Consider the following 12,179-nt stretch of genomic DNA (forward strand, 5'->3'; position numbering starts at 1 on the left):
CACTATGAAAAAGGCAATTTATTTTAATATTATAATACTCATTCTTTCATACCTAAACTGTGTTGGTCAAATTATTCCAAAATACGGTTACGATAATAACGGTAATTTAAGTTATGATCAAAATAAAGAAATCGAATCCATAGCATATAACGTTCTCAATCTACCAGAAGCTATTAACTTTAATGACGGTAGAAAAATAGTTTTTTCCTATAATGCATCAGGAGAGAAAATTCAGCAAAGCGTATACGACAGTAACGGTAATCTTGTGCAACAATATAATTATATAGGCGGTATTGTATATGAAAATCAAAATCTCAGCTTTATTGCTCAGCAAGAAGGCTACATTGAACCTAATGATGATCAAACTTTTTTATATACCTATCAACATTTCGACCATTTAGGTAATATTCGGTTATCCTATTCTGATGCAGATAAGGACGGCCTAATTGATCAAGTAGTAAATGGCACGGATAAGGACGGGGATGGTGATTTTTATAATGAAGTAAAGGAGACTAAAGACTATTACCCATTTGGTTTGGTTTATAAAAGGGATAATGTAGTGAGAGGACGTAAACATCCTTATGGTTTTGGTAAAAAAGAGGAATTAGAAATGTTTGGCTTAGACTGGCAGGATTTTGGAGCTCGGATGTATGAGGCATCGCTAGGAAGGTGGCACGTAATTGATCCTTTAGCTGAAAAGTATTATGCTATATCCCCCAATGTTTATGTAGCTAATAATCCATTGAACTTTATCGACCCTACAGGTGCAAAAATAGAAGATCCTGACGGTATTGTAAAAAGGCAGAAAAATTTTCATGAATCTAACATTGAAGGTATTAAAGAGGCTTTAAAAGTAGTAGAGGATAAAAAAATGAAAAAGGCATTCAAAGGTTTATTGAATGCTAATAAATCTATGTTAGATAAAATAGAACAGCTTGAAGTATCAGAACAGACCTATCGTGTAAGTACAATAAATGATAATGGTGTGGGTTATAATGTCATAAACAATAAGGTAGATATAGGAATTGATGGAAACCTTTCTAATGATGATTTTATTGCTATGGTTGCACATGAACTAGAACACGCACATCAATATGAAACAGGACAAATATCCTTGAGAACTGATGGTTTTGCAGAAGCATTAAATGATATTGGGGATGAAACTAATGCTTTTAATCAAGAGCGAATTTTTGGACTAGGAGCTAGGTTTTTTCTTAATAAAACTGAAGAAGAATATACGGATGCTAAAACACGAGGCGAAGGTGTAAATTATAGAGCCTTACCAAAGGGGCCTATATCAATTAATTCACCTCAGGGGAGAGCTCTTAGAAGGAGAACAATTGAAGCCGGTAGAACTGGTCAACCGACTAAGGAATATTATAAGGGATGGCAAGCGGATAGAGCACTTGGTTTTTTAGGTAGAACTTATACTACGAGTCCTTTTAGCAATTAATAGATGTTAAGAATTTTAGTCTATGATAAAAGACTCCTTTGCACAATTTTTTACCAAAGGAGTCTTTTGTTCGGTATTTTTAAATGACGCGATGCTTCAGTGCCCCTTTCTCATTCACACCCTAAATCCACTCTTGATTCCGCATCATTGTTTGGAAAGCAAAATCCAGAATTAAGTGTTTCAGGAACATAGCGCCTTAGATTTGGATCACGCAATCCATTTTCAATAAAGGCAGTAAGGTCATTCATTTCTTCATCCGTTAGGTTGGTAGCACCAAATTGAGGTGCAAGTTGCGTAGGAGGAACTTCTGAGCTTTCCGGTACGCCATTATTCTTATATCGAATGACGTCTTTAACAGAAGTAAACGTACCGCCGTGACCGTAAAAACCATTGTCTATGATATTGTATAGTGTAGGTGTTTTGAACTTATAATCGTCTTCACTGTTTTGAGTAAAACCACCTCTTCCCTTCTTTACGTTAGAAAAACCAGCTTCATCCAAAACCATAGCTTGGCTAGAGTTATCAAAATCTCCCATTCCAAATGCATAAAAGTTTTTATCATTTAATGCGGGCCCTGTATGACATTCATAACATCTACCTTTATCAAAAAATACTACTGCTCCTCTTTTTTCAGTATTATTTAAGGCTTGCAAGTCACCATTAAGCCATTGTTGCCAAGGGGACTGATTCGCTAATAATGTTCTTTCATAAGCGGCGATTGCCAAAGCAGCATTTTGTTTTGTGTAGCGCTCAGACTCCGGTGAATCTGGAAAAGCAGCATCAAAAAGTGCCTTATACCCGTGTCCATTTACAAATTCTTCATCGATTAATAAACGATGCACGTCCTGTCCTTTAATAGCTTGTACTTCAATGCCTTGAAAACCTAAATTGTTTTCTGGGATATTGGTCCAGTTGGCTTCTGTACCCGCATTGGTACCCGTTGCGCCAAATTGACCGTTCCATAGCATAACATCTTGGTAGGCTACATTAAGTACGGTTGGGGATTTAATGGGCTGGATGTCTAGGTTTTCTTGAGGAACTTCAGGATTAACTATTCTTCCTTCTCCCTTAATTCCAAATCCCATTCCACCTTCGCCAAGACCTTGTCGTAATGAAGCAGCAAAACCAGCATCAGCCTGGTGACAAGAAGCACAAGAGTAAGTGTCTTTCATTTCTGTGATCTGCGGATTTCCAGCGGTTCCTGTTTCATGCATAAGCAACTTACCTAAAGCTACTTTTTCTGCTGTTATTGGATTCAGTGGATCTTGCGGAATATTTGAAAAATCATCACTTTCTGGTAAGGTAAAGAACGATTTTCCTTCCCCGTTTGAGGCTTCAATTAATAAATCTTCTAATTCTAAATCTAATGAAGATGCTATAGGCGTATAGTCATCATTGTTACATGAAGCAACGATCAATGCTCCAGCAACGAAAAATAAAATTTTTTTCATCCCTTTATTGTTTTTCCCTTGGTTTGTTATTGGTTCCCTTTTCTTAACAAAATGTTAAGTAAAACAAATATAACAATTGCAGGCAAAAACCATCCTAAATTATAAGAACTTAATGGGATATACTTTAAAAAAGGGGTATTTACCCCTGCTAATCCTACTGAATTTAAAAAGTCTGGTATGCTAAAAAGTAGAATAATCGCTACTACTCCTTTAAAAATTGGTGGTGAGGCATACTTATGTGGAACTAGATTAAGAAATATTAATCCTATAGTAACCGGATAGATTAACATAAGCGCAGGAACAGCGATGTTTATGATATAATTGACATCAAATTGTCCCATTAGTACTCCTAACAAACAGCCGATGATTGCAGTTGCTTTAAATGCTTTGTCAGAGTCACCAAAAAATCCCTTTACAAAATCAGCAGTTCCTGTTACAATTCCTATAGCTGTGGTAAAGCAGGCTAAGGAAACCAATAGGCCTAAGAACATCTTGCCGATATGACCTAGTGTAAAAATACTAAGGGAGGATAGAACTTCAATACGAGAACTATTAGGTTCCATCCAAGTACTGTAAATTGAACCGTTATAGATCAGTCCTGTATAAACTAATAAAAGTGCTAAACCTGCAATACAACCTGATTTAATAATTAATGCTTTATTTACTTTAAAATCAGAGGCACCTTTGAGTTTTAAAGAAACAATAATAACTCCACCAATCACAACTGCGCCGATAGCATCAAAAGTTTGATATCCTTCAAATAATCCTCTAACAAAGGGTTTTTCTAAATCTGTAACGACAGTACTAGCGGGACCGGTAAATAGCCCAATGCCGATAATACTTAGTATGGTCAATAAGATTACTGGAGTTAAAAATTTACCAATTATATCAAGAATTTTAGATCTATTGAGTACAAAGAGTAGTACAAGTGCAAAATATATTGAGCTCGTCAAAAGATACCCAGAATCCAAATAAGGTTGTATGGCTATCTCGTGTGTTACTGAAGCGGTTCTTGGCGAGGGTAACCCAATAGATATTGCATACACAGCAAAACAGTAGATATAACTAAAAACAGGAGATACTTTTTTGCCAAAATCAAACATTGTACCTTGAATTTTGGCGTGTGCAACTATTCCTAATATAGGGATAATAACTGCAGAAATAATAAAACCAAATGTTACCCAATTCCACTGGTCACCAGCTTCGTGACCCAAAAAAGGCGGTAACATTAAATTACCCGCCCCAAAAAACATGGAAAATAATGCAAATCCAGCAACAAATGTTTCCTTATTTAATCTCATTTCTTTAGGTTTAAAGCGGTAATATATTTTTATAAAATGACAATCAGCCATAAAGGTATTAAAATACAATTTCAGGAATCAGGAGTAGGAAAAAATATTGTGTTTTTACACGGTTTTTTAGAGAATCTTACAATGTGGAATTCAATCAAACCTCATTTTAAGGACTATCGATGTATCAGTATTGATCTATTGGGACACGGAGGAAGTGAATGTCTGGGGTATATCCATACTATGGAACAAATGGCAGCTGCAGTGCTGGAAGTTTTGGAATATCTAGAAGTATCCAATGCCGTTTTTGTAGGTCATTCTATGGGGGGATACGTTAGTTTAGAATTAGCTTATAAATATCCAAACATGATTAAAGGCCTAATATTGCTGAACTCTACATCGTATGCAGATAGCGAAGAAAGAAAATTAAGTAGAGATAGAGCCATTGAAATCGTTAAGAATAATCCAAATGCCTATACCAGTATGGCAATAGCAAATTTATTCGCTATAGAAAATAGAAAAAAGTATGCTGATCAAATACTTGCCATAAAGAACCAAGCCAGCAACACTCCGTTGCAAGGTATTATTGCTGCTTTAGAGGGAATGAAAGTAAGAAAAAACCTATCCAATACACTAAAGTATTTAGCAGTCCCCAAAGCAATTTTTGCCGGTACTCAAGATCCGGTATTAGCTTATGAGCAAAGTGTTGCTGAATCTAATTACACCAATACTGAGCTGGTAACTTTTGAAGGAGGACACATGTCTTACATTGAAAATAAATCAAAATTTATTAAAAGTCTGCACTCTTTTTTAGAACATTTATAATATCATTTCAGCGTTACCGAGGAGGGTAAAACCTGTCTAAAAATCGATAAAATACACATTATTTAGTCTTTTTGTGTTAAAATGATGATTTTTAGGGTAAATTTTCTTACATAATATGGTATATCAAATTATTTTTGTTATTATTGTGTTGATTATGAACAAGTAACCCCAACGCATATGACAAAATCAACTTCCCAATCGGGACTTTCTTTTTCTAAGTTATACTGTTCTTTATTTGGTCATAAATTTGAGGTGACCAAAAAAATTACCAATCACGTAAAAGAATATACGTGCTGTCATTGTAAAGAACAGGCTACAATCAATAGTAGAGGAAAGTTAGAAAAATTAACACCTAAATTAAAAGAAGCCAATAAAGCATTAGCTAGCGTACACAAAAAAAAGGTAGCTAAAGAAAATGCTTCTTCCACTTTTCAGGCAGCTTCTTAGTTGTCATTTTGAATAGGATTCCATCCTTGAGCTTTTAGCTCAATTCTTTCATTAGCTCTGGTTACCAAGGCATTTCCACTTTTTTGGTCAAGCATATGACCGATCACCGTAAAATTAGGATTAGCTTTAATCTTAGGGTAATCCTCTTGTGCTATAGTAAAAAGTAATTCATAATCCTCACCACCACTTAGAGCAACCGTTGTGCTGTTTAAAGAAAATTCTTCGCAAGTTGATATTACTGTTGGATCTAGAGGAATTTTTTCCTCATAGAGATTTACACCTACACTAGAGCTTTTACACAGATGTAATACCTCTGAGGAAAGTCCGTCGCTTATGTCAATCATACTGGTTGGTTTTACTTCCAGTTTTTGAAGCAAAAGCATAATATCCTTTCGAGCCTCAGGCTTTAGTTGTCGCTCAATAAGATAGGTATATTTATCTAAATCAGGTTGTACTGATGGATTTACTTTGTAGACCTCTTTTTCACGTTCTAAAACCTGAAGTCCAAGATAGGCACCACCTAAATCTCCGGTAACAACGAGTAAATCATTTTCTTTGGCACCACTTCGATATACGATTTCATCTTCATCTGCGTGGCCGATAGCAGTAACACTTATGATTAGACCCGTAGTTGAAGATGTAGTATCTCCACCGATCACATCAATATCATAAATTTTAGCGGCGGTATAAATACCTTCGTACAACTCTTCTAAAGCCTCTACAGGAAATCTATTTGAAACTGCTATTGATACAGTTATGTGCGAAGCAGTTGCATTCATGGCATAAATGTCAGATAGATTAACCATAACCGCTTTGTAACCTAGATGCTTTAAAGGAACATAGCTGAGGTCAAAGTGTACGCCCTCAATTAGCATGTCTGTGGACACTACTGTTTTTTTAGAATCAAAACTTAGAACGGCAGCATCATCACCAATCCCTTTTATTGTACTCTTGTGTTTTAAGGATACTTCTTTAGTTAGGTGTTCAATTAAACCAAATTCTCCCAATTCGGATAAGGGAGTTCGTTGTGGATTTTTATCTTCTATCATAGATGCAAAGATACTATTTACGCGTTAATTGAAATCAAGGATTTTAATTAACAGTTTTCTTTTCTAAATAAATTAAATGCCAGGTAACATCCTCAGATTTGTAAATTACCAAATCATTAAAACCAATTGCGTAATGTGCTTGCAGAGAGCGTTGATTATGAGCAGCTACTTCTGTAATAAGCATGTCATATTTTTCTCCAAATTCTTTGAGCATAGTAGCATATAAATTTCTAAAAACTCCTTGGCTCCTATATTTTTTAGCAATACAGATTTGCCCCATAATCAAATAGGAAGTAGCGGAAGTAATCTGATTTGTAATTATTGTAAACATAGGTTTAAGGACCTCTATTTCTTTCGCAAAATCTGGATGCATACTTAAGGCATAACCAACAACAGTTTCACCTTGTTTTGCTATAATATGCGCTTCTTTAGCGTTCATTCTTTCAAGTAACTCCATAGTATGCGTTACAGTAACAAACCCTTCTTTTAACTTTTCGTCATCGGATAGTACCAATGGTAAATTTTGTTGCTGTAAAGCTAATATTTGCAGCAATTCTTCGGTAGATGTTACCTTTTTATAACTAATATCCATAATTAATTATCGTATAGTATAAAAATAACAAATGAGGCAATACGCCCCATTTGTTATCAGTTTTTTTAATAAAACTTTGTAGGCTACTTTTCTAAGTGTGTTGATAAGTAGGCTAAAATCTCTTTTTGCTCATAATGGATGGCGTAATCTATAGCCGATCTACCTCTTTTTTTAGCCTTATAATTAGCTCCGTTTTCCACTAATTCTTTGAGCATATTTAATTCTCCATATTTTACTGCGTATAACAAAGGTGTTTTTGCTGAGCAATCGGATTCCAGATTAGCACCTTTCTTTATCAAAGCACTAAAGCACTTTTGGGCTTTTGTTTTAATAGCAAGAGAAAGTAAATGATAAGGTTTGTTATTAACCTGGTAACAGTTATCCAGGGCACTGGGGTCAACTGTTTTAAATAGAAGTTCTGGTTTGTCTGTCGTTAGTGCTTCTTTGAGCTCAGCAGTAACAGACTGAGCAGTTACATTAATAGTAATAAAAGTAAGGATTGATAAAAATAAAGTTTTCATACTGTTTGATTTTTGATTGATGAATTATGATTATGTATTAAAATTAGTCTTGTTGATATTCTAAAATATCTGCAGGTTGACAGTCTAGCGCTTTGCAAATAGCTTCTAGCGTAGAAAAACGAATTGCTTTTGCTTTTCCTGATTTTAAAATGGAAAGATTAGCAGTAGTAATACCAATTTCTTCTGCCAAATCTTTGCTCATCATTTTTCGCTTGGCGAGCATTACATCTAAGTTTACAATTATGGGCATAGTTAAATGGTTAATTCGTTTTCTTGTTGTATTTGCGTTCCTTCTTTAAAAATTGAGGCAATAAACCACGAGAATATTCCTAATATTAGATGCAGCATCCATTCAGGAGTTTCAGTTATTGACATTCTTTGATAGAGAATCCCGATTATAACTAATTCGGTTACTGCATACAAGAGATTCCAGAAGGTAAAATACAGCAGATAACGTGACGCTTTTTTGGTAAATAGAACTTTTGACTTAAACGTCTTAAATATGTTGGATGCTAAGTAGAAAAATACGGTGTAAAAGATCAGAAATATGGTTATGGCCAAAAAAACCTTGGTTTCATAATTTCCTTTGATTACAGAATCAGTAAACGGAATCTTAATGATAAATTCGTTATTGACTATTTCAAAGGATTTTGTAACGATCGCAAGTACTATTAAAATAAAGAATATAATATATCCTATCGTAATCGCTCGCAGTGCATAAAATAATAATGTGGATAATGATCTTTCTCCGAATGTTTTTAATTTCATGAGTTTAGCATTTCTATCGATGGGTCAAAAGTATATAAAATTATTGAAAAACAATAATTAATAGTTGTTTTTTATTAATAAATTACTGTTTTACAAAGTAAATAAACTACCGTTTTATAGTTATAAAACATAGTATTTTGTTGTATTTTAGCCCTATGACAGTGTTTCCTAAAAGACTTCAGAAAAAATTGCAGGATAGAGCTGAAAGCAATGCACTTAGACAGCTTACAAAGGCTACATCATTAATTGATTTTTCTTCTAACGATTATTTGGGCTTTTCTAAAAACAAGAATCTATTTCATCAAGCGTATCAATTATTAGAGAAGACCAATAACAAAGGTAATGGTGCTACAGGTTCTCGATTATTGACTGGCAATCATGAATTATATGCAAAAGCAGAAGAAATGATAGCCGCATTTCACAACGCTGAGTCGGCTTTAATTTTTAACTCTGGTTACGATGCCAATCTAGGCTTATTTTCATCAGTTCTTCAAAAAGGTGATATTATTTTATATGACGAGCTTATCCACGCTTCCATAAGAGATGGTATCCAAATGAGTAATGCAAAGGGATACAAGTTTAGGCATAATGACTTGGAAGATCTTCAAAAGAAATTGAAAAAACACCAAAGAGATACTGAAATCTATGTAGTTACGGAGTCTGTTTTTTCAATGGATGGGGATAGCCCAGATTTAGCTCTAATCAGTAAATTATGTCAAAGTCATAAGGCGCATTTAATAGTAGATGAGGCTCACGCGGTTGGTATTTTTGGAAAAGAGGGAAGAGGGTTAGTGCAAGAGTTAAATTTAGAAGCAGAGGTTTTTGCTAGGATCAATACTTTTGGTAAAGCCATAGGTTGCCACGGGGCTGCTATTTTGGGCTCGGAAAAGCTGATAAGCTATTTAGTGAATTATGCCAGAAGTTTTATCTATACTACTGGACTACCACCTCATTCACTAGCGACCATTTACTCGGCGTACTTGCAATTACGAGAAACGACCGATATTGTTCAACTTAAAAGGAACATAACATACTTTAAAGAAGCTGCAAAAACCTTAGGTATTTGCGATATATTCATTGAAAGTACATCTGCAATACAATGTTGTTTGATTTCAGGAAATGCAGCTGTTAAAGCTTTGGCAGAAAGCTTACAACAAAGAGGGTTTGATGTTAAGCCTATTCTATCACCAACAGTTCCTAAAGGCAAAGAACGCTTACGCTTCTGTTTGCACAGCTATAATACTCCTGAAGAAATTATGGAAGTCTTGCAGCTACTTGCTACCTTTGTCAAAAAGTGAACATAGATCTAGATGGCGAAAAAAAGTAAAAATTCACAGCACATTTTCATTACGGGTATTGGGACAGAGGTTGGTAAAACAATTATATCGGCTATTGTTACCGAAGCTTTACAGGCAGATTACTTTAAACCAATTCAGGCAGGAGATTTAGATTATGCTGACATGGATAAGGTTCAATCTTTAATATCCAACGATAAATCCAAATTTCATAAAAATAGTTTTGCCTTGAACACACCGATGAGTCCACATGCCGCAGCTGATATAGACGGTGTAAAAATCGAAGCAAAGTCGGTTAAAATTCCAAATACAAAGAACACATTAGTAATTGAAGGAGCAGGAGGGTTACTGGTGCCTATCAATGATACCGAAACAATACTTGATCTCATCCCGAAGGATGCAAAAGTAGTTTTAGTTTCAAGGCATTATTTAGGCAGTATTAATCATACCTTACTGTCAGTAAAAATTCTTCAGGATAGGGGCATAGAACCTGTGATAATTTTTAATGGAAAAGAACATCCTACTACAGAGGCTATCATACGAAAAATGGCTGGATGTCAAATTATAGGTAGGGTTGATGAAGAACCCTATTTTGATCAAAGAGTAGTAGCGGAATACGCGGATTTATTTAAAGAAAGTTTAGAAGCCTTACTATAATGAGTTTATCAAAAAGAGATAAGAAATATTTGTGGCACCCCCTTACACAGCACAAGATTCATCCTGAAGCGTTACCGATTGTAAAAGCAAAAGGAGCGATACTTTATGACGAATCTGGAAAGGAGTATATCGACGGAATTTCTTCTTGGTACACAGCAATGTATGGCCACTGTAATGATTATATTATCGAAAAGGCTTCGGCTCAAATGAAGAATTTGGATCAAATTGTTTTTGCCGGATTTACTCATCAACCTGCTATTGAATTATCTGAAAAGCTTATTGAAATCCTTCCGGATAATCAAGCTAAAATTTTCTTTTCAGACAATGGTTCCACAGCAAATGAAGTGGGTATTAAAATGGCATTACAATATCATTTCAATCACGGAGAAAAAAGAAACACCATCATAGCCTTTGAGGATGGTTTCCATGGAGACACATTTGGGGCGATGTCTGCTTCTGGATTATCGGTATACAATGGTCCTTTTGAAGATTTTTTTATAGATGTTCAACGAATACCCACTCCTACAGCGCATAATATTGAACAAGTACTCGCTAAATTACTTGAGATCATAAAGACTAATAGCGTAGCGGCATTTATATACGAACCTTTGGTACAAGGTGCTAATGCTATGCACATGTATGAGGCAAAGTATCTCGATACAATTTTAAATATTTGTAAGGATCAGGGAGTAATCACCATAGCGGATGAGGTGATGACAGGGTTTGGTAAAACCGGTAAAAATTTTGCTTCAGCATATATGCAAACACAGCCCGATATCATTTCCTTATCAAAAGCCTTAACTGCTGGTATGGTACCTATGGGAATTACGAGTTGTACCCAAAATGTCTATGAAGCCTTTTATGATGATTCAATAGGGAAGGCTTTTTTTCACGCTCATACCTATTCTGCTAATCCTATAGCTTGCGCAACCGCTATTGCTGGTATTGAACTGTTACAATCTACGGAAATACAAGAAAAAATAGCAAGTATTATAACATCACATCAAGAGTTTGATGCAAAAATTAAGAATCATCCTAAAATAAAAGGTACAAGACAGCAAGGAGTTATCTATGCTTTAGATCTAAATATTGATATGGATCGCTATGGAAACAAGAGATATCAAATATTTGATCATTTTATGGATAATGGAGTGTTTTTAAGACCCTTGGGTAGTACCATATATATTTTAGCTCCTTATGTGATTAGTCATAAAGAGCTGTATAAAATATACAATGCTATAGAATCGCTATTGTCCAATATTTAGCAGTGTCATTTACCATTCCTCATCATTAGTGTCTTCCGTTTTTTGGTTTTCGTATCCAAGTAGATCTATCTGTTCATTAGTTTCTTTAATGATAACATACATTTCTTGGTAATCCCATTCATCAAACTCTTTTTTACCAACCACATAGATTTTAGCTTCACCTTTTGGACCTTTTATCGGTACTGCTATATTTACTTTTCCTTTACCATTAGTGTAGGAAATATTACCTTGCATCATTCCGTCTTTTTCGATGGGTTCACCAAGAATTCCGACTACATAGCTGTCTTCTTTGACCTTAGCTAAGGCATCATTATAGGGATCACTATTTGTCATAATTTCGCTAACGCCAAAAATTACTGACCCTAAAAAGACAAAGAATAAAATAATGAGTGTAAGGCAGCCTCCCACTGGGACCACCCAAGGCCAATTACGACTAAACCAACTTTTTTGTTGTATTTGATTATTCATATATAAGATTTGATGTATACTTATATGATAAGTAGCTCCATTTGTTAAAAAGTTACAAATCTTTTCGGTAGTACATCTTCATTTTACGCTGTTGTCTTG

General features: G+C 34.9%; 14 protein-coding genes. 6 read left to right on the forward strand and 8 right to left on the reverse strand.

The genetic code is table 11. The annotated features are described in order from the left end of the window. Window positions 1-4: 4 nt before the first annotated feature. Entirely contained in the window at window positions 5-1,453 is a 1,449-nt protein-coding gene (locus tag EV197_RS03730; protein WP_165388997.1) for an RHS repeat domain-containing protein, read from the forward strand. 110 nt (window positions 1,454-1,563) lie between these two features. Here EV197_RS03730 and EV197_RS03735 read toward each other — a convergent pair whose 3' ends face one another. Both EV197_RS03735 and brnQ read right to left on the reverse strand, forming a co-directional pair. Further along, the gene (locus EV197_RS03735; protein WP_130285387.1) at window positions 1,564-2,904 is read right to left on the reverse strand and encodes a cytochrome-c peroxidase; all 1,341 of its coding nucleotides are present in this window, start codon (window positions 2,902-2,904) and stop codon (window positions 1,564-1,566) included. 26 nt (window positions 2,905-2,930) lie between these two features. After that, window positions 2,931-4,205: a branched-chain amino acid transport system II carrier protein gene (gene brnQ / locus EV197_RS03740; protein ID WP_130285388.1), complete on the reverse strand. Its 1,275-nt coding sequence runs from the start codon at window positions 4,203-4,205 to the stop codon at window positions 2,931-2,933. Between the two features lie 36 nt (window positions 4,206-4,241). Between brnQ and EV197_RS03745 the strand changes: the two genes are divergently transcribed. Beyond that, a complete protein-coding gene (locus EV197_RS03745) occupies window positions 4,242-5,018 on the forward strand; it encodes an alpha/beta fold hydrolase (RefSeq protein WP_130285389.1) in 777 nt (258 codons plus the stop codon). 177 nt (window positions 5,019-5,195) lie between these two features. Continuing rightward, complete coding sequence (locus EV197_RS03750; protein ID WP_130285390.1) at window positions 5,196-5,465, forward strand: hypothetical protein; 270 nt, start codon at window positions 5,196-5,198, stop codon at window positions 5,463-5,465. Here the strand turns inward: EV197_RS03750 and thiL are convergent. The 5 genes from thiL to EV197_RS03775 all read right to left on the reverse strand — a co-directional run bounded on the left by thiL (window position 5,462) and on the right by EV197_RS03775 (window position 8,395). Then, window positions 5,462-6,514, reverse strand: a complete 1,053-nt coding sequence (gene thiL, locus EV197_RS03755) for a thiamine-phosphate kinase (RefSeq protein ID WP_130285391.1) — start codon at window positions 6,512-6,514, stop codon at window positions 5,462-5,464. The two genes, EV197_RS03750 and thiL, sit on opposite strands and share 4 nt — an antisense overlap. A gap of 43 nt (window positions 6,515-6,557) precedes the next feature. Continuing rightward, entirely contained in the window at window positions 6,558-7,106 is a 549-nt protein-coding gene (locus tag EV197_RS03760; RefSeq protein WP_130285392.1) for a GNAT family N-acetyltransferase, read from the reverse strand. An 83-nt stretch (window positions 7,107-7,189) separates the two neighbouring features. Then, a complete protein-coding gene (locus EV197_RS03765; RefSeq protein WP_130285393.1) occupies window positions 7,190-7,627 on the reverse strand; it encodes an ankyrin repeat domain-containing protein in 438 nt (145 codons plus the stop codon). Between the two features lie 43 nt (window positions 7,628-7,670). Next, a complete protein-coding gene (locus EV197_RS03770) occupies window positions 7,671-7,877 on the reverse strand; it encodes a helix-turn-helix domain-containing protein (RefSeq protein WP_130285394.1) in 207 nt (68 codons plus the stop codon). Between the two features lie 2 nt (window positions 7,878-7,879). Further along, complete coding sequence (locus tag EV197_RS03775) at window positions 7,880-8,395, reverse strand: DUF2975 domain-containing protein (protein ID WP_130285395.1); 516 nt, start codon at window positions 8,393-8,395, stop codon at window positions 7,880-7,882. A 155-nt stretch (window positions 8,396-8,550) separates the two neighbouring features. Between EV197_RS03775 and EV197_RS03780 the strand changes: the two genes are divergently transcribed. The 3 genes from EV197_RS03780 to bioA are packed head-to-tail and all read left to right on the forward strand — an operon-like array spanning window position 8,551 to window position 11,612. Beyond that, the gene (locus EV197_RS03780) at window positions 8,551-9,693 is read left to right on the forward strand and encodes an aminotransferase class I/II-fold pyridoxal phosphate-dependent enzyme (RefSeq protein WP_130286184.1); all 1,143 of its coding nucleotides are present in this window, start codon (window positions 8,551-8,553) and stop codon (window positions 9,691-9,693) included. Between the two features lie 12 nt (window positions 9,694-9,705). Further along, the gene (gene bioD / locus EV197_RS03785; RefSeq protein ID WP_130285396.1) at window positions 9,706-10,347 is read left to right on the forward strand and encodes a dethiobiotin synthase; all 642 of its coding nucleotides are present in this window, start codon (window positions 9,706-9,708) and stop codon (window positions 10,345-10,347) included. Beyond that, a complete protein-coding gene (gene bioA / locus EV197_RS03790) occupies window positions 10,347-11,612 on the forward strand; it encodes an adenosylmethionine--8-amino-7-oxononanoate transaminase (protein ID WP_130285397.1) in 1,266 nt (421 codons plus the stop codon). Before bioD ends, bioA begins: the two co-directional genes overlap by 1 nt. A 9-nt stretch (window positions 11,613-11,621) precedes the next feature. On the opposite strand, the gene EV197_RS03795 is transcribed toward bioA, so the two are convergent. Further along, the gene (locus EV197_RS03795; RefSeq protein WP_130285398.1) at window positions 11,622-12,080 is read right to left on the reverse strand and encodes a cytochrome c oxidase assembly factor Coa1 family protein; all 459 of its coding nucleotides are present in this window, start codon (window positions 12,078-12,080) and stop codon (window positions 11,622-11,624) included. Between the last annotated feature and the right edge of the window lie 99 nt (window positions 12,081-12,179).

Origin of the sequence: Aquimarina brevivitae (assembly GCF_004216895.1) — a bacterium.
GTDB classification, from domain to species: domain Bacteria; phylum Bacteroidota; class Bacteroidia; order Flavobacteriales; family Flavobacteriaceae; genus Aquimarina; species Aquimarina brevivitae.